16 protein-coding genes are annotated in these 18,120 nt (G+C 45.9%); 1 reads left to right on the forward strand and 15 read right to left on the reverse strand.

The features are described from left to right. The first annotated feature begins 48 nt into the window (after positions 1 to 48). Positions 49 to 1,725 carry a glycerol-3-phosphate dehydrogenase/oxidase gene (locus tag BK127_RS16750; protein ID WP_076232463.1) on the forward strand — a complete coding sequence of 559 codons (1,677 nt, stop codon included), beginning with the start codon at positions 49 to 51 and terminating at the stop codon, positions 1,723 to 1,725. 54 nt (positions 1,726 to 1,779) lie between these two features. On the opposite strand, the gene BK127_RS16755 is transcribed toward BK127_RS16750, so the two are convergent. The 15 genes from BK127_RS16755 to BK127_RS16825 all read right to left on the reverse strand — a co-directional run bounded on the left by BK127_RS16755 (position 1,780) and on the right by BK127_RS16825 (position 17,947). Then, positions 1,780 to 2,331 carry a glycerol-3-phosphate responsive antiterminator gene (locus BK127_RS16755; protein WP_076232220.1) on the reverse strand — a complete coding sequence of 184 codons (552 nt, stop codon included), beginning with the start codon at positions 2,329 to 2,331 and terminating at the stop codon, positions 1,780 to 1,782. A gap of 198 nt (positions 2,332 to 2,529) precedes the next feature. After that, on the reverse strand, positions 2,530 to 3,516 hold the full coding sequence (locus BK127_RS16760) for a YihY/virulence factor BrkB family protein (protein WP_083689371.1): 987 nt from the start codon (positions 3,514 to 3,516) through the stop codon (positions 2,530 to 2,532). A gap of 95 nt (positions 3,517 to 3,611) precedes the next feature. Next, positions 3,612 to 4,727, reverse strand: coding sequence for a sensor histidine kinase (locus BK127_RS16765; protein ID WP_076232222.1), 1,116 nt, complete (start codon positions 4,725 to 4,727; stop codon positions 3,612 to 3,614). 173 nt (positions 4,728 to 4,900) lie between these two features. Then, entirely contained in the window at positions 4,901 to 5,287 is a 387-nt protein-coding gene (gene rbsD, locus BK127_RS16770; protein WP_076232225.1) for a D-ribose pyranase, read from the reverse strand. Then, positions 5,284 to 5,511 (reverse strand): hypothetical protein, encoded by a 228-nt coding sequence (locus BK127_RS16775; protein ID WP_076232227.1) that lies wholly within the window; start codon positions 5,509 to 5,511, stop codon positions 5,284 to 5,286. Before BK127_RS16775 ends, rbsD begins: the two co-directional genes overlap by 4 nt. Before the next feature lie 131 nt (positions 5,512 to 5,642). Then, entirely contained in the window at positions 5,643 to 8,021 is a 2,379-nt protein-coding gene (locus tag BK127_RS16780) for a heavy metal translocating P-type ATPase (RefSeq protein WP_076232229.1), read from the reverse strand. Between the two features lie 172 nt (positions 8,022 to 8,193). Next, positions 8,194 to 9,408: an MFS transporter gene (locus BK127_RS16785; RefSeq protein ID WP_076232231.1), complete on the reverse strand. Its 1,215-nt coding sequence runs from the start codon at positions 9,406 to 9,408 to the stop codon at positions 8,194 to 8,196. Further along, positions 9,405 to 10,037 (reverse strand): TetR/AcrR family transcriptional regulator, encoded by a 633-nt coding sequence (locus tag BK127_RS16790; protein WP_179097514.1) that lies wholly within the window; start codon positions 10,035 to 10,037, stop codon positions 9,405 to 9,407. The genes BK127_RS16785 and BK127_RS16790 overlap by 4 nt, the downstream gene beginning before the upstream one ends. A gap of 154 nt (positions 10,038 to 10,191) precedes the next feature. Further along, positions 10,192 to 11,259: an HD-GYP domain-containing protein gene (locus BK127_RS16795; RefSeq protein ID WP_076232233.1), complete on the reverse strand. Its 1,068-nt coding sequence runs from the start codon at positions 11,257 to 11,259 to the stop codon at positions 10,192 to 10,194. Between the two features lie 179 nt (positions 11,260 to 11,438). Then, the gene (locus BK127_RS16800; RefSeq protein ID WP_076232235.1) at positions 11,439 to 11,867 is read right to left on the reverse strand and encodes a MarR family winged helix-turn-helix transcriptional regulator; all 429 of its coding nucleotides are present in this window, start codon (positions 11,865 to 11,867) and stop codon (positions 11,439 to 11,441) included. A 119-nt stretch (positions 11,868 to 11,986) separates the two neighbouring features. Then, on the reverse strand, positions 11,987 to 13,717 hold the full coding sequence (locus BK127_RS16805) for a hypothetical protein (protein WP_076232238.1): 1,731 nt from the start codon (positions 13,715 to 13,717) through the stop codon (positions 11,987 to 11,989). A gap of 37 nt (positions 13,718 to 13,754) precedes the next feature. Continuing rightward, on the reverse strand, positions 13,755 to 15,374 hold the full coding sequence (locus tag BK127_RS16810; RefSeq protein ID WP_076232240.1) for a DHA2 family efflux MFS transporter permease subunit: 1,620 nt from the start codon (positions 15,372 to 15,374) through the stop codon (positions 13,755 to 13,757). Between the two features lie 13 nt (positions 15,375 to 15,387). After that, positions 15,388 to 16,713 carry an efflux RND transporter periplasmic adaptor subunit gene (locus tag BK127_RS16815; RefSeq protein WP_076232242.1) on the reverse strand — a complete coding sequence of 442 codons (1,326 nt, stop codon included), beginning with the start codon at positions 16,711 to 16,713 and terminating at the stop codon, positions 15,388 to 15,390. A gap of 46 nt (positions 16,714 to 16,759) precedes the next feature. Continuing rightward, a complete protein-coding gene (locus tag BK127_RS16820) occupies positions 16,760 to 17,416 on the reverse strand; it encodes an HlyD family secretion protein (RefSeq protein WP_076232245.1) in 657 nt (218 codons plus the stop codon). Positions 17,417 to 17,503: 87 nt separating this feature from the next. Continuing rightward, entirely contained in the window at positions 17,504 to 17,947 is a 444-nt protein-coding gene (locus BK127_RS16825) for a MarR family winged helix-turn-helix transcriptional regulator (protein ID WP_076232247.1), read from the reverse strand. Positions 17,948 to 18,120: the final 173 nt, after the last annotated feature.

Genomic DNA, 18,120 nt, shown 5'->3' on the forward strand with positions numbered 1-18,120 from the left:
GTTGCTGTTTTCGTCAAAAATACTGTTATTGCGAAGGATGGGGTAGCTATGAGCTTGAATTTTTCTGGGGAGCAACGGTCCGCATTTCTGAAAGCATTGGGAACCGAGACATTGGATATTCTTGTTATCGGAGGTGGTATTACGGGAGCAGGAATTGCATTGGACGCCCGAACACGCGGGATGTCCACAGGACTTATTGAAATGCAGGATTATGCCGCAGGCACCTCCAGTCGTTCAACCAAGCTGATCCATGGCGGATTGCGTTACTTAAAGCAGCTTGAATTCAAGCTGGTCGCCGAGGTCGGTAAAGAAAGGGCTATCGTATACGAGAATGCGCCTCATGTCACAACACCTGAATGGATGCTGCTGCCGATTATCGAGGGCGGAACCTATGGGAAGCTGGCTACCTCTGTTGGCCTGCTCGTGTATGATTTTCTAGCGGGTGTTACCAAACAGGAGCGCCGGGTTATGCTCTCTCTCGACGCTACACTCAAGAAAGAACCTTTGCTGCGCAAGGATAAGCTGAAGGGCGGCGGCTACTATGTGGAATACCGTACCGATGATGCGAGACTGACGATTGAAGTCATGAAGGAAGCTGTACGGCGTGGAGTCAAAGCGGTCAATTATGCCAAAGCGAATGAGCTGCTTTACGATAATGGACGTTTGATCGGCGTGCGTGTTCAGGATCAGCTGAGTGGGGAAATCGTCGATATCAAAGCCAAAAAAATCGTGAATGCGGCTGGTCCTTGGGTGGACACGATTCGCGATATCGATGGTTCCAAGCAGGGCAAAAGATTGCATCTTACCAAAGGTGTCCATCTTGTTTTTGATCAGTCCCGCTTCCCGTTGAATCAGGCAATCTACTTCGACACACCGGACGGCCGAATGGTGTTCGCTATTCCCAGAGAAGGCAAAACCTATATCGGTACAACAGATACCAATTACACAGGAGATATCGTGCATCCCAGAATGACGATTGAAGACCGCGATTACATTATCCGCGCGGCCAACTTCATGTTCCCTACGCTCAATCTGACTCCTGCCGACATGGAATCCAGCTGGTCGGGATTGAGACCACTCATTCACGAGGATGGTAAATCACCATCCGAGCTGTCGCGTAAGGATGAAATATTCGTCGCTCCATCGGGTTTAATTACGATAGCAGGCGGCAAGCTGACAGGATATCGTAAAATGGCCGAGCGAATCGTTAATCTCGTTGCCACTCAATTGCAAACAGAGGAAGGCCGCAGCACTTTCCCGGTTTGCACAACTGCAAGCATCGTGCTGTCCGGTGGTGACACTGGTGGTTCGCGCGGCTACAGCCAATTTGTTCAAGACAAGATTGCCTACGGAAAAAGTATCGGGCTTACAGGTGCTGCTGCCGACGTATTAGTCCGTCGCTACGGCTCCAATGTTGATCGGGTATTCGAACTATACAAGCTGCATGACAAGGAAGCCAAGCAATATGCCATTCCAGGCGAATGGTTCGCATCTCTTCTGTATAGCATTGAAGCCGAGATGGTAGCGACACCTCACGACTTTTTCATTCGCCGGACAGGTGCATTGTATTTCAACATTGAGGCCTTACAGCGCTGGAAGCAGCCTGTTACAGCTTATATGGCTGAACGATTTGGCTGGAGTGCATCCGAAACGGATACACATGTTGAAACCTTGGAGCGACATATCCGCGACGCCGTAGTTCCGTTGAGTGCTGAATCGAAGTAAACAGGGAGACATTATCGGTATTCACGCTCCATATGCGGTAATTTGAGCTCGGGTTCAATAATGGCTCCAAATTTCTTTATGGGAGGTAGTGACAGCGACAGCTCCTGCCTGCAGGGCCAGCTCTACCTCCTCTACCGTACGAATCAAGCCACCAGCAAGTATAGGAATGCTGAGCTTTGCGTGCATCTCTGCGATAATATGAGGCATGACGCCTGGCAGCACCTCAATAAAATCCGGTTGGTTTTTCTCTGTAATTTTATAGATCGTCTCAAGAGCCGTAGTATCCAGCAGAAAATGCCGCTGAATGGCAAGCACCTTGTGCTTTTTGGCGGTTACAACGGCTGAGCTTTTCGTCGAAATGATACCTGCCGGCTTCAGGGTCTGACATAAAAACTCAATTGCATACTCATCATTTTTCAATCCATGGATCAAATCGGCATGAATGAGCAGCTTCTTCCCATTACTGCGGGCAAGCTGTGATACGCTTTGCAGTTGGGAAACATGGCTATCCAGCAGCACCAAATATTGAAATGGGCTTTTGATCAGCAGCTCCAAATCTCTCATTTTCCGGACGGCTGGAAGTACCCTCTGCCCCATGAAGTTCATTTGTAGTATCGCCCCTTTGGTTTGATTTCCCTATTCATCTTAATCAATTTTTATAATCTTCCTGCCTCCAACACTATGTATCAGTTTACTTGGAAATATGTATTTCAACAACCACTCTAATAAACACAAGTAAATGAAATGCAAAAAACTATCACTAACCCATCTGTATATGGGTATCGGTGATAGCTTTGACTTGAATCACTTTTTGCCTTTCTTGCCAAATAGCAATGGAAATGCAAATTTCTTGGCACCATCCTTTGTTTTTCCTTCCCGGTCAAAATGCAGGGTCGCATTCATTTCCCCGCCTAATATAATGAGAATACTCGATAAATACAACCATGTCAGCAGCACGATGATCCCGCCGATACTTCCATAGGTTTTCGTATAACTACCAAAATTATTTACATAAAACGAAAACAGAATTGAAGTAACGACCCAACCTAACGTAGCAAATACAGCTCCCGGAATGACCTCACGAAAGCGAAGCCGGAGATTAGGCGTATACTTATAGAGCAGCACAAAAGCACATACCATAGTAATCAGTGGAATCACGTATTGAGCAATTCCCCACAGCACTTCAAAATTACCAGGTAATTGCGTAACTCGATAAATGGTCTCACCGATGACTTTACCGAAAATCAGCAGGATCATACTTAGAAAAATCAATACCGCCAAAATTATTGTGAAAATAAACGATATGCCTCTTGCCTTCCAAAAAGGTCGATTCTCCTCAACATCGTAAGCCTTGTTTAATGCTTTGACTACAGCATTGATCCCATTGGAGGCCGACCACAAAGTTGCCAATAGACCAATGGAGAGCAGGGAGCCGTTGCGTGATTTCTGAAGCTCTGTGAATACATCCACAATCATCTGATCGGAAAGCTGCGGCAGCACGCTGCTTACATTTTTGATTGCATCGCTTACGCTAATATCCGAGTAGCTAAGGACGGCAAATACGAAAATAAGGAACGGAAAAAACGAAAGAATTAAATAATAGGTCAGCTGCGCTCCCATGGCAGGAACGTCGTCATCTTCAAATCGGCCGTATAAGCTTTGCGCAAAACTCATCAATGAAAAATGCTTTTTCCTAACGCCGGGCCCTTCGGAGGATTGTGGCAATTGGGAATGCTGTGTCCATTCGACAGGTGCTCGATTTTTTTTTGCAGGATCTACGGCTTTTGCCATACAACAGCCCTCCCCATCGTGATTGTTCCTCTTTCTTACCCCATTCAAGAGGAAAGTGACACAGCCTGCAGGGATAAATTAGGTTTTGTATGCACTCAACTTATTATAGAAGCTTTACGAAACGTTAACATGAAAACGGTCTCTTTTTCATTGCTGGTAAAGGTAATGTCTCCTTCATTATTCAGCATGATCTGTTTGCATATGGCCAAGCCAAGACCTGTACCATTTTCCTTATCGGTCACAAACGGATTGAATATGGTGCTATACAGCTCCTCAGGTACTCGTGGCCCATTATTAGCTACTTGAATATAAGTGTTAAAGCTGTCCTCGACGATAGAGATGCTCATTTTTTTGTCGCTTCTCAGCTCGGATAAGGCGTCAATCCCGTTGTTTAATACATTGGAGAGCACTTGCTGAATCCCCATTTTTTGAACATAAAGCATCGCTCCCGGTGGAATGTCCAGCAACAGGTCAACATTTTCGTTAATGAGCCGTGGATTTAACAGCGATAAAATATGATCAAGCACCTGCCTTACAGAAATATGTACCATTTCCTCATCCATGATCGGCTTTCTGGAAAAACTGAGAAATCCGGTCACCTGCATCAAAATTTGATCGCATTCATCCTCAATAAAACCGAGGTAGCTGTCGGCCCGTTCATAGTTATTTTCATTAATATTGTGTCGCAATAATTTCAAAAAGCCTTTGATCGAGGTCATAGGGTTACGAATTTCATGCGCCATACTAGCTGCCATCTTGCCTAACAACGAAATTCGGTCATCATGCTGCAGGGTGATCGCGGACGAGTTGTCCTGATCTGGCGATAAATAATTTTTCCAGTATTTAGTAAAAATCAAAACTTCTATACCATCAATTCTCGAATTCATTTGTTTATAGGATGTCAACGTCAAGCTGTTTTCCTCAACTTCAAGCAATGTCTGCCGCCATAGCAGTAGCGCCCAGAAAATGAATGCCACGCCCTCTTCCTGCTTTTCAAATAACAGGAAGCCCTCCATCAAGCTACGCTGAAATGGATGGAAATCGGCAGCAATATGTAATTCAGTTATATAGTTGAAACCTGCTTCACCAAGACTGTACAAGTAAGTCGCATCATAATGGTCTGGAAAACGTTTACTAAACAGCTTTGACCAATAGGAAATATAAGCATGCTTCATGCTTCGAACATCAGTTAAGAAATTAGGTTTATCCATGAAATTAACCTTCCTGTTTATCAAGATGTTGAAGAACTTATACGTAAAAAAACTGCCCGAGAGGACAGTTCTGTTTGTGTTCTGGAGGAAATAAACAGGCCTTGGTTATAGTCCCCAATATTATTGCTATATATTAGATTTTATCACATATTGGAAATGAAGAGTTACTTTATTTATCCTGATACGATCATAATATTAGCATAAGGAATGGTATCGCCTGTTCGGATTACTGCACGCGACTCCACGCAAATATCCTTGAATTGCTGGTGGGATACGATTCGAAAAGCTACGTCCGGCAGAGCTTCAGTCAGCTCACGATAGCGTTCAGGACTTGCCTGTCTCATCTCCTCCGTGACAATAACCGAATCAATCAAAAATTCACCATAGATGGCTCGGACCGTGTCCAATACAGTCGGAATCCCATCTGTCAAAGCCAGATCAAGCCGTTCGATCCCCATGGGTACCGGAAAACCACGATCACAGATGGTCAATAGATCGGTATGGCCTGTCTCAGCCAAAATACGATTCAAAGTCGGATTTAAAATACCTCCTCGTTTCATTCCGTTCCCTGCCTCTCTGCCAATGCCCGGTCCCGCTGCTCGGACGTAATTTGCTCTCTAATTGATGGGACAGGTCGCTTCAGATAAAAGGTAGCCCCTCTATCCGCTTCAAGTTCTGCTGATCCTGCTCCGGTAACACCAACCAGCTCCCAGCCCTGACGCCCCAGTACGTGCAGCTCATTAAAGTCATTCGCCCGACAATACTCCCACTTCGTCTTTATCAAATCTATGGCCCCTATTCTTATTGGGATAGTGCATCGTTAATATTACTTTATCAGCACGATTATTTTTCGTCAATAAAAAACCACTGTGCGAAACCTTGATTTTCCAGCTGTATGTTATTGGTTAATCACAGCTACGCCCTGTGGAGCCTCAACGCATTGCAAATGACGGTTACAGAGCTGAGCGCCATAGCCGTACAGGCCATCCATGGCGCAAGATAGCCCATGATCGCAATCGGAATTGCCAGTACATTATATAACAGCGAAAAGGCCAGATTTTGACGAATGATTCTTATTGTTCTTTGACTGATGACAAGAGCGCGGACAACTCCGCTTACATCATGCTTCAGAAGCACGATATCTGCTGCCGCTTTGGAAATGTCCGTTCCATTGGCGACTGCGATTCCGATATCTGCTGCGCTCAAGGCAGGTGCATCATTAACTCCATCGCCCACCATTGCCACTCGATGACCCTGCTCTCGCAAGCTTTGTACCAGATTCGCTTTATGCTCAGGCAGCATTCCCGCGTATACCTGACTGATTCCCGCTTGTTTGGCTGTATAATGTGCGGTCGATGCTCGATCACCCGTCACCATTCTAACGTCCAATCCCATTGAAGTCAGCTGCTTGATCGCTTTGCGAGCAGTCGGTTTCACCGGGTCATTAAGTGCTATAGCCCCGACCCATCGCCCGTCTATCGCAATCCATATGACTGTGAATCCCTGCCGCTCCCATTGATCAACCAGACCGGACTGTGGATGTCTCCGTTTCTCCTGACTAGCCTTTTCTACCTGCGGGAGGCCTGCTATACCTTCAGCTTCCAGCCATTGACGTGTGCCTAACCATACGGCTCTGTCTTCTACCAATGCACGAATCCCACAACCTGGTATCGACTTGAAATTCTCACATTGAGGAAATGTGATTCCTCTGCGCAACGCCTCTTCCACAACAGCCCTGCCTAAGGGATGCTCGGAATGCTGCTCCGCACCCGCTGCCATACGCAGCATGAATGACTCGTTAACGGCAGATCGGTCTTCCATAGACAGGTAAGTGCTCCGGCTACGAGCTTGCGCAGAACGTTTCTCAAAGGGCAGAACACGAGCAGAACCGGGCCGGGTTAACACATCAGCAGCCCACACGTTGGTAACCCTCGGGTTTCCCCCTGTAATCGTCCCTGTTTTGTCCAGCAAAATCACATTGGCTTGTGGCAATATTTCCATCATTTTACCCTCTTTAATTACGATACCGGACTGTGTCGCCCTGCTGGAGCCTACCAGAATCGAAATCGGTGTCGCCAAACCAAGAGCACAAGGACAAGCTATCAGCAGAACGGCTATCGACTTTTCCAAAGCGCCTCCAAGCTGACCTGGCTCAAGCGCCATATACCAGGTGATAAATGCTGCTGCAGCTAATACCATAATAATCGGCACGAATATACTGGAAATTTGATCTGCCATTCTTTGAATGGGTGCTTTGGTGCTCTGCGCTTCCTCTACAAGTTTAATGATTCGCGCCAAAGTCGAATGCTTTCCTACTTCGGTCGTTCTGATGCTGAGCATACCGTTGCCATTTAATGTTCCAGCAGTAACCCGATCCCCGACAGCTTTGTCAACCGGCATGCTTTCCCCTGTAAGCATCGATTCATTGACGTTCGAGTAACCTTCTATAACCTGACCATCTACTGGCAGACTTTCGCCTGGCCGGACGACAACAATGTCATTGATCACAACCTGGGACACAGGGATCCGCTGTTCTCGGCCTTCTCTCATGACGGAAGCCATCTCCGGCCTGAGACGGTGAAGCTGATGTATGCCGCTTAGTGCTTGCCGCTTGGCCAAAGCTTCCAGCCATTTGCCCAACCAAACAATTGTGATAATCATCGCGCTCGCATCAAAATATAACGGGGTATGGCCTCCATGGCCTCCGGTCATCACATTGCCATGACCAATCGTCGATACACCATGAAACAACAAATAATGGCTGTATATATAAGCAGCAGAGGTACTTATCACAATCAACACATCCATGTTGACACTGCCGCTTTTTATAGAACGATAAGCCCCTGTATAGAATGGGAGTCCGAGTATGAACTGAATCGGTGTCGCCAAAGCCAGCTGGAACCAAGGATGCAGCAGCAGCTCGGGTACCCAGACTGAGGCCGTCCACTCATGGTGTGCAGCCATTGCCCATAGAAAGGGAAGCGTAAGCAGCAGGGACATCCCGAACATCATTCCGCTGCTGATGCCGCTCGTTCGAGCATCGGCCCCGTTGTTCCCGTCTGAATGACGTTCCTTCGCTGTAAACCCCAGCTGTTCAATCCTCGTTTCAATTCGTTCTACACTGATTCGATCCGGGATGATGACTACAGAGGCGCGACTCAGGGCTACATTCACATGAATTTGTTCGATTCCATCCATTTTGGCTACTACTTTCTCGATCCTTGCCCCGCAAGCTGCACAGGTCATTCCGTCTACATCCAGCGTCACATGCTGAAGCTCAATGTGCCTGCTCATGGCTTCACCCCATTCTCCCCGAAATCGATGCCCATACCGTTGTTTCAATATATGGACTGGCCGCGAGGTTCATGCCAGGAGAACAACAAAAAATCCTTTATCCGGATTGTACAGGTAGTGACCAGCCCCTGTCATATCCGGGTAAAGGATTTATGAATTCCAGTGATTCGTCTTATGACTTTTGCAAGTCAACAGGAGCATCCGCATATTTCTTACGTCCCCACACAGCGGATAAGAAGAAACTTATGACGAGTACGATCGCACCGAACGCATAAGGAAGATTGAGATGAATCTCGTACAAGGTTCCGGCAACAGCAGGTCCGAAGATGTTGCCCAAGCTCATGTAAGCATTGTTCATACCTGCCACATACCCTTGCTCTTCACCTGCCATTTTGGATAACAGCGTATTGATCGCCGGCCGCATGATAGAAGTTAAAGTGAAGAACAGCATCGTCACGATCAGTACGAACCAGAAGTTGCCTGACAGCAGCATCAGCACAAGACAGGCCGCCGATAACACGAACGTAACATGAATTAACAATTTCTCACCGAACAGTTGAATTAATTTACCGATCAGCAGAGCTTGCACCAAAGCACCGATTAAAGCGCCTATCGTAATCAGGATCGCGATATCCCTGACCGTATATCCATATTTGGCATCAACGAACAAAGGAAATATCGCTTCAAAATTAGCCAAACCAAAGGTCAATGCAAAAATTAACAGCAACAATATAAAGTAAGGCGCTTTAAAGGAAAGCACAAACTGCTTAAAAATACTTTCTCTCTTAACCCTAACCTGTCGTGTAGCTAGCTGCTTCTCTTTGGAAAGCGACTCCGGCAGGAAAATTAAGGAACCAATCAAAGCTAAGGCCGCAACACCGGCAGATACGTAAAAGGGTGCCCGAATCCCAAATTCGGCAAGAAAACCTCCGATACCAGGACCGATTACAAAACCGAGCGACATGGCAGCTCCGAGAAGCCCCAAACCCTTACCTCTCTTCTCCACACTCGTTACATCGGCAATATAAGCCATCATGGAAGGAATCATGGCTGCCGCTCCGACACCGCCTATCAATCTGGACAGGTACAGCAGCCATATTTGATCAGCCATAGCAAATACCAGATTCGATATCGTGAATAATCCCATACCGGTGACGATCATAATCTTACGTCCGTATTTATCAGACCATTCCCCAGCAATTGGGGAAAATATAAACTGGGTCAATCCAAAAGCCGCTATCATATAGCCTGCAGCTTGCCCACCAGCATTAAACGCCTTCAGGTATTCAGGCAATACAGGTATAATCAAGCCGATCCCGAGCATGGCGATAAAAATATTTATCATTAAAAAAACGAGCGGCATGGTTTTATTTTCAACTGCATTCATGATGAAATCTCCCTATTCTTTTTTCTGTTCGGTGGGCATAAGCCCGGTTGTAAATACTGCTGAAACCTTTCCAAAATCTCCTCATTGCTCAGCGGGTCATGCTTCTCTCCCCATTTAAACAGCAGAGCTGTATACAGCTCGGTAATAAGAAATGCAGTAAACTCCACATCGCTCGGCTCCATGGCGCCCGTTTCCATCAGCTTGATAATAAGCTCCTTGAGCTGATCAAAAGCAGTGTTCTCGATCCGTGTGAGGCCTTCCTTGACCTCATACGTCTGAAATGCTTCCGCCTCCTGCTTGAGCTTGCAAAACAAGGGATGCTGCTGCTGGTAGCCAGACAGGTTACATATATAATGGTGCAGTGATTCAATGTTCAGACCGTACTTATTTATCGCTTCCTCAGCAAACCTGGCGAACTGCTTGAGCTCATCGTCTACGATACAAGTGAACACCTCTTCTTTAGTTTTGAAGGAAAGATAAAAGGTTCCCTTCCCCATATTGGCGTATTTGGCTATATGATCGAGTGTTGTAGCCTTGTAGCCAAAGTTCTGGAATGCCTCACGGGCCGCTCTAATAATTTGCTCACGTCTTCCGCTCCTATCCATATATCTATCCTTTCCGAGTCTCACAAAGCAATCTGAATAGTTGACTGCATCATTTTTTTGGTCAAGATTTATTGTAACCAAACCCGGGCCTGCATGCAACCTTACACCTCAACATCCATCAACATGCCAAAAAAGCAAAAAAGAGGCAGCCGCAGCTGCACTCTCGATTATCGTTCAATTATGATTTTTGCAATGAGGCCATAAGACCCAAGGATCCTTGCTCCTCTTCAGCCGGTATCAGCCCGTCCTCTACCAATACCCTGAGGAAGGCATTGGCGACCATCGGGTCGAACTGTGTTCCACTATGCCTGCGCAGCTCATCTGCAGCAGTCTCCATTGAAAGCTTCTGCCGGTAGGAACGATTGGTTGTCATCGCATCAAACGCGTCGCTCGCTGCCAAAATTCTGGCTCCAAACGGAATTTGATCACCCTTCAAGCCATGCGGATATCCCCGTCCATCCATGCGTTCATGATGATGCCTGACCATTGCTGTCGCACCGATTTCCTGTAATCTTTTAATATCCTTAATAATTTGGTAGCCATCCTCGGCATGCTTCTTCATTACATCATATTCTTCCTCTGTCAACCGGCTTTCCTTTTGCAAAATCGATTCCGGAGTTCCAATCTTACCTATATCATGAATGAGTCCCGCCAAATGAACGGCTTCTATCTCCCGAGAGGACATGCCCAGCTCGGTAGCAATCTTTTTGGCATAATTGGCGACATTGTTGGAATGAAAGGCTGTATAGGGATCACGAGCATCAATGCTTTTGGAAAATGACAAAATCGTGTTCATAAACAACTCTTCAAATTCCATCTTTTGCACAAAATTACGCTGTGATACAACTGTAACTCTACGAATCAGCATGGAGATCAGCAGCAGGGCAACAGCACCAATTACAGGAATCCAGCCTGTTTCGCTAAAGTACAGCCATATTCCCATTACAGCGGCAGCAAAAGTCGACACCAGGTATACGTTGGCTACATACAAAGCAACGATAACGACAGGAACCGCATATAAACCCAATAGCAATGGAGAAGAGTAATACATATGCAGCCAAACAGCAGCGCCTATAGATAGCACCATCAGTATCCAGAGTGACACTGTCGTCTTTTTACCGAGCGAAACCGGACAAAAATGATCGTTTCCTGTCAGGAGCACGTTGCGGACTTCCGTTTCAGTATCAAGACCCTGTAGTCCAAGCCCGTTCATCGACAGCTTATGCAAATTCAAGTCATTTTTCAATATACTCGCCTCCCATCGTTTCAATTATCCGCTTATGTAGGAATATTGACCTATGTATCTTTACCGTACACCTGTTTATGAAGCCTTGTCAATGCTCAATTTTGTGAATAAAAATAGCTCCCGGCACCCACTCGGGTGGATTCGGAAGCTATGCATGCATTAAAAATTGACACAGACTTTCATGAGCCCTTTTTTTCCAATTGCGAATTTAGCAAATCAAGACTTGATGCAATCTTATCAAGCTCGTCTGTATCAAGATCGCTAAGCACGGTATGAAAAAATTGTTCATGATAAAATTCAACCTTGTTCTTAATTTCTTCCATTTTCTCGGTTCTTTGGATCCAAATCACTCTTCGATCGGTCTTATCCCGTACTCTTTGAATCCATTCATCCCGTTCCAAACGGTCAATGATACCCGATACCGTACTGTATGAAAGCTGAACCGCTTCTGTAATTTGCCCAATGGTTTTCGGTTCCTTATAAATTTGACCTATGATTATACCCTGTGGCTTGGTCAGATTGAGCTCTTTCATGAATTTTTCAAGTGTTGCATTATATAAACGGGTCAGCTTGTGAATAGATTTGGAAATATGCATGGCTTGATTCATAGACAGAGCCCCCATTCTGGCATCATTTGTTGATAATTGTTCAAACTATATCATATTATTCGAATGTCGCCAAGAAGAGGGCCCGCTATTTCTCCAGCAGCTTCTTTCTACGATATCTATTACTGTGTCAAAGATGATAACAAACGTCTAGCTTCACCTATTGGCGTTGTAATCGTTTCATAGATTTTCAATTTAAGCGGTGATTCCATCTGATCAGAGCTGCCGTTAGTGAAGTAAATATTCTGGTTACCACTCATGATCCGGTCCGGGCCACTGAGCAATAAGGTTTTGAAGGCAATGCGTTCACCAGCAGGATTATCCAACTCAATTAGCAGCTTGGGATTGCTTTCTTCCGTCACGACATTATCTGTGGTGTTAATATCCATTAATGTCTTTAGTTTGTACGTATAATTATAATCTTTGGTGGAAGCATTTTGCGAAATAACCATCGATAAGGCCCATGAGTTCAACTTCACATTATAAGGATATAAATTTAACTCTGTATCGTTAGGCACTGTTTTCTGCACAGCTACATTCAATTGTGCAATCGAAGCCTTAAAGCCCGATTCACCCTGTGGCTCCTGCAGCTTGAAGTTAAAACTCTCTGCTTCCTCGGAAATCGGCATTGTGAAAGCATAGGCAACTGATACTCCCATACCCGGCAATACTTCTTTTATAGTGCTTGGCAGCACGTTCCCGGTATAGGCAGTTCCTGAACTATTCACCAGCTCGGTTCCAAGCGCAGGAATTGGCAATGGGCTATCACTATTGTTCATGTACTTCAAATTGGCAACGACTGTTTTATAGCTTTGTCCTTCGTTCTCATACCAATCTGCGCGTACCAAGGAGACAGCTAGCTTGGGATTCACGGCTTGACTAACGGCATCAATCGTTATTGGCGTGCCCATTTGATAAGCTGGCAAGCTGACTATATTCGCATCCTCAGTTGGCAGATGGAAGCCAATTCGTCCGGTATAATAGGATTGCGGTGTCGTTTGACCCTGCTTCAGAAAGCTTTCAGGTGTTAGTACATAGAAAGCCTCCGGCTTTATTCCGGCATCTGTTGAAATAGTGTAATACAGATATTGTCTTTCTCCAGGATTCACGCTGATCGGTTTTTGCTCGACGCGCTTACCAACAAACGATTGCCCGCTTGCTTTGCCGCTCAAAGTAAAATCAGGCACGGTTTCTGTAAAGCTGCTCGAATTATTTACCTTTAACTGAACCACATAGGTCGGTTTTTGCTCTGTAAATTGCGTCGACAGGCTTACCGCTGAATACGTAAGTGATGAAGTGATTTCAGGTAACGTGAAGGATTGTCCCCAGCTCAATAGCGAAGCATCATCTATAACAGCATCGCTGCCTTTCCAGACAATCGATCCGATACCTGCATCAGCAAGCACGGTCTCCTGCTTGGGGTATACATTCATATTAACATCTACCCATATCAGATCTGTCAAAGAAATCTCATTTTTCGCATCAATCTCAGTCATATAGCTAAGCTCGACATTGCTTTGTGGTGAGATCGATTTGGCATTGGCTGCACTCGGCTGAAGCGTATAAGAAGTACCATCGGCTGCCTTGGCGCGCAATTCGAAATCAGGAATACGTACAATTGCTCCGGAGCTATTTGACAGTTTTATGACGGAACCGATTCTCCAGCCTCCAGCGGTCTTTTCTAAAAGCACGTTTTTCACTTGAGCCTGCGTCATATCTGTAATACTATAAGTCGGTGACGCGACCACAGTAGGCACAGGCACAGCTGCGTCCGCGAATGCAGGAGAGACAGCTAGCACAACCGACGAGGCAATCATCACCGTAGAGACGGCCTGTTTCCAATATAATTTCATTGTAAATCCTCCCAAAATCTGATTTAAGCTTTAATCTTTAAGCCTTCAATACGCCATCTTTTTCCAAGCTGATTGTAGCCGGAGGCTTAACCTCCGCTTCAGCAGGGGCAGGAGCAGCCTTCCGCTTGCTGGTCAGGAAGAACACAACCGGTATACACAAGAATGCTGGAATCGCAGATATATAGAAGGTATCGGCAATACCTCGAACCAGAGCTTCCTTCTGGATCATCCCTGCAAGATATACAGCGGCAGTTCCACTCGCAGTGGTCGTATCCACGCCCCATTGATAAATAGCTCCTGTCATTGCTGAGATCACATTGCTCGCTGCCAACGAATCGACAGGGACGCTTTCGGAAATATGCTGATAGTGAACGAGTTGACGACTGCTCATGATGGAAGTAAACAAAGCAATACCCATCGATCCTGCTACTTGCCTCACAACATTGGATAGTGGAGACGCATTGCCGACTTGGCTGGTCGGAATGGACATCATACCCGCAGACGTTAAAGGCATCATCACAAGTCCAATACCAATAGCACGTATCGTCAAGACAACATTAAGCCAATGATTTGGCGTATCGGCCGTCAGCATATGAAGCTCCATCGTCGTAAAGCCAAGAGTGGCCAGTCCGACTATTCCAACGGGAATGATGCCAAACTTGTCTGTGAGTTTACCGCTGATCGGCATCATAAAGGCCATTGCAATGGACTGAGGCATCATGAGAAGCCCTGTATCCATGGCAGACATGGACTGTATATTTTGCAAGTAAAGAGGAGTCAGAAAGGTGCCTCCGAGCATTCCCATCATGACGAGACTACCGGCAATGGTACTCATCGTAAATTGCGGGTTTTTAAATATTTTCAGATCCAATAATGGATTCTTACTGCCGAGTTCAACCCAAATCAACAGCAGCAGACTGAAGAAGGATACAAACAACAGGCTAACAATAAATAGCGATGTCCAGCCTTCGGACTGTCCTTTGGATAATGCGAGCATCAGGGTTCCAAAAAACAGAATGGAAAGCACTGCGCCAGCCGTATCGAACTTTATATCCAATTTTCTTGGTGAATCTTTCAGCAAAATTTTGCCCATAATAAAAGCGAACAACCCGATTGGTATGTTAACCAAGAACAACCAACGCCAGCTGTAATACTGGATCATATATCCACCAACGGTCGGTCCGAGCGCGGGCGCTACCATTGCAGCAACGCCCCATAATCCGATAGCTGTTCCTACTTTTTCACGTGGAAATGTCGTGTAAATGATCGACATGCCGACTGGCATAATAAAACCACCGGCAAGCCCTTGAATGATACGGAACATGATCAGGGTGGAATCGCTCCAGGCGATTCCACACAGAACGGAACCAATGGTAAAGCCAAGCACCGAGTAAATAAATACATTTTTGTTGCCGAACCGTGCTCCCAGAAAACCACTCATTGGAATAACTACAGCTGCAGCCAGCATGTAGCCGGTAATAACCCATTGAACGGTTGGCACATCCGAGCCGAACACGGCAACGAATTTCAGCAGTGCAACATTCATCAAGCTGCTGTTCAGGACGGACACGAAGGTGCCGAGCACAATGGCAATGAGCCCAAGCCACATGCTGCCGTCACTTTTGGAATCCGCCGATAATGTCGAAGCGTCAGCCATAATACTGCACCACCTATTCCACTTTCAATTTAGCGCCGTCAACGATGCTATCGCTGGGAGTCACTGCAATTTGCTGCTGCGCTTGCAGATTGGCATTCGCTTCTATATAGACCCAATCCTGATTTTTTTCTGTTGTCTTGACTTCGATCTTGTGAGCCGTTCCATTGTCTACCTTGATGACATACTCTTTGTCATCCTTCTTGATGATCGACGATTTAGGAGCCTCAAGGCGAGCTTTGGCAGCATCCTTCAGATGCACCTCAGCGACAGTTCCGGCAAACAGCAGACCATCCTTATTGTCCACAGTAACTTTAACCGGGAACGTATTGCTGTTGGCATTGGAAACCGGACTTACAAAGGAAATCGTACCCGGGAATGCTTTATCCGGTATATTAGCCGCCTTCACGTCAACCGCAGTTCCTGCTTTGATGGAGCCAATTTGTGTGTCTGTTACACTTAGCTCTACCTGAACCTGATTCATATCCACAACGGAGAACAATGCAACACCCGGCTGCGCCATTTCGCCAGGCTGTATGCTGCGCTTGATGACAATGCCATCCGTTGGTGACGTAATGGTTGCATTGTTGACAGAATTACTCGCTAACTGAACAGCAGCGTTCAAACGATCCAGATCCGCTTGCAGTGCCATTATCGTGTTGCTTGTGGCTCCCGCCTGTGTCAGCTCAAGCTTCGCTCTCGCAGCATCGACCTGTGCAGCCGCGGCCTGACTTGCGGCCTGAGCCTGCTCATAACCAGTTCTGGCCTTCTCGTACTCCAGCTTTCCGCGATCGACGTCCTCTTTCGTTACGGCTGAAGAGCTGTCAAACTGATTGCGAAGCCTGTTGTACGTGTTCGTTGCCAGTTCAAAGCCTGCTTTGGCCTGCTCGACTGCTGCGACGGTCTGCCCTTGGGCCGCTTCAGCCGCGCGGACGGAGCTTTCAGCTGCTTTAATTTCTTGTGATCGTGCACCTGACTGCGTATCGGCAAGCTTGGCATTGGAAGCCACCACTCCCGATTCTGCCTGCTTCAGCTGCTGAACGAGATCATCGGTCTCAAGCTGTACAAGCACATCACCCTTTTTCACTGCAGCACCTTCATTTACATTAACAGTAGATACTTTTCCTGAGATTTTGCTGACAATTTTCACTTCTTGATCCGGATTAATTTTACCGCTCCAGCCGGAGTCTGTGAGTTGACCCAGCTTCATTACTTTCACGGGTGCTTCAGCTCCTGCACCATTAGCCTGGCCTCCTGTGACAGAAGAACCACAACCGGACAATGCGCTCACCAGTGCAAGCGACAGTACCGCCGGAACCCAAATTTGATGCCTTGTTTTCATCGTTTTGCTCCCCTTTATCAGTTAACCTTAATTATGGTTGCGTTCATTAATTTTTAACTCTGATCTTGATCACACTGCTAAGTCCCGGCGATAGTTCAAAGCCTTGTTGATTATCAATGGAAATTTTAATAGGAACTCGCTGCGTCACTTTTGTAAAATTACCACTTGTATTTGACGCAGGCAGCAGTGAAAAGGTAGATGCTGTTGCTTTGCTGATCTCTTGAACCTTTCCTGTCAAGGTCAAGCCCTTGAAGGTATCCACTGTGATTTCTACCGGTTGACCTACTTGAAGTCTATGAATTTCCGTCTCTTCGATGTTGGCAGACACATAAAGCTGACTTTGATCGACGACCATTGCCACCGTTTGGCCTGGAGAAGCAATCTCGCCTGTTTTGATTAATGATTTAATAACAGTTCCCTTAATCGGTGATCTTAACGTAGCCTGCTCCAAATTACTGATACTCAGGTTATTGCTATCCTGCTGACCGATAATTTGATCTGCCAGTACATGATCTCCTTCGTTCACCTGCATGGAAAGAACCTTTCCTGTTACCCGCGGCATCACCTTATAAATATCACCAGCAAGCCTTGCATCCTCAGATGATACAAAGTTTTGACCCTGATACCAGAACATACCACCAATACCACCGCCGGCGATCACCAGTACCGTCAAAATAACAATTAACACCGCTTTTCGCTTCATGTTTCTCCTCAATCCTCTTTCCATCTCTAAAATGTCTGTATCCATTACATTATTTCGTATACGAAATAAATGAACATAAATAAAGGCCTAGCTCTTTTCTTCTTCAAGATTGTGCAAAAGATGAGTATACAGCTTATCTAAAATTTGTAGCTCCTCGGCAGGTATTCCCTGAAGCATTTTTTTAAAAAGCTCATTCTTTATTTGCTGACTTGCTATGCTGGCTTCAACGCCTTGCGGACTAATTTCCAGATACACGCTGCGGCGATCGCCTTCATCCCGATATCTTAGAATTAATCCCTTTTCTTCCAGCTTATCGCACAATAACGTAAGTCCTCCGGGTGTCATACATAATCTCTCAGCGAGGTCGGATACTCTTTGAATACCCTCTTTGCGGAGCATATGCAGCATATTCGCCTGAGGCAAGCTCAAATTCATCGGACTCGGACTAACTGTGTTCCATTCAGATACAACTTTTTTATGAAGCTGCCGATGCAGACGCTCGATCTTCTCCATATCAAAATAATCAATCAAGGACGTTCACTCCTTTTACTAAACAAAATCATTTCCCCTTTAACATTTACATGTCTTAATCATTATAATAAAAATATTTAGCACACGAAATAATATATCAGAAAAACAGATGTTTTTAAAACTCCAAAAATAGCCAATTAATCGCAAATATCGTAAAGGATCACGACTATCAT

This window comes from Paenibacillus sp. FSL H7-0331 (genome assembly GCF_001956045.1).

What these genes read in the sequence shown, in the direction of transcription:
- BK127_RS16820 (WP_076232245.1), bottom strand. Translation starts at nt 17,416, where the DNA reads ATGAAGCGAAAAGCGGTGTTAATTGTTATTTTGACGGTACTGGTGATC.
- BK127_RS16785 (WP_076232231.1), bottom strand. Translation starts at nt 9,408, where the DNA reads ATGAATGCAGTTGAAAATAAAACCATGCCGCTCGTTTTTTTAATGATA.
- BK127_RS16755 (WP_076232220.1), bottom strand. Translation starts at nt 2,331, where the DNA reads ATGAACTTCATGGGGCAGAGGGTACTTCCAGCCGTCCGGAAAATGAGA.
- BK127_RS16805 (WP_076232238.1), bottom strand. Translation starts at nt 13,717, where the DNA reads ATGAAATTATATTGGAAACAGGCCGTCTCTACGGTGATGATTGCCTCG.
- BK127_RS16810 (WP_076232240.1), bottom strand. Translation starts at nt 15,374, where the DNA reads ATGGCTGACGCTTCGACATTATCGGCGGATTCCAAAAGTGACGGCAGC.
- rbsD (WP_076232225.1), bottom strand. Translation starts at nt 5,287, where the DNA reads ATGAAACGAGGAGGTATTTTAAATCCGACTTTGAATCGTATTTTGGCT.
- BK127_RS16760 (WP_083689371.1), bottom strand. Translation starts at nt 3,516, where the DNA reads ATGGCAAAAGCCGTAGATCCTGCAAAAAAAAATCGAGCACCTGTCGAA.
- BK127_RS16780 (WP_076232229.1), bottom strand. Translation starts at nt 8,021, where the DNA reads ATGAGCAGGCACATTGAGCTTCAGCATGTGACGCTGGATGTAGACGGA.
- BK127_RS16750 (WP_076232463.1), top strand. Translation starts at nt 49, where the DNA reads ATGAGCTTGAATTTTTCTGGGGAGCAACGGTCCGCATTTCTGAAAGCA.
- BK127_RS16800 (WP_076232235.1), bottom strand. Translation starts at nt 11,867, where the DNA reads ATGAATCAAGCCATGCATATTTCCAAATCTATTCACAAGCTGACCCGT.
- BK127_RS16765 (WP_076232222.1), bottom strand. Translation starts at nt 4,727, where the DNA reads ATGGATAAACCTAATTTCTTAACTGATGTTCGAAGCATGAAGCATGCT.
- BK127_RS16815 (WP_076232242.1), bottom strand. Translation starts at nt 16,713, where the DNA reads ATGAAAACAAGGCATCAAATTTGGGTTCCGGCGGTACTGTCGCTTGCA.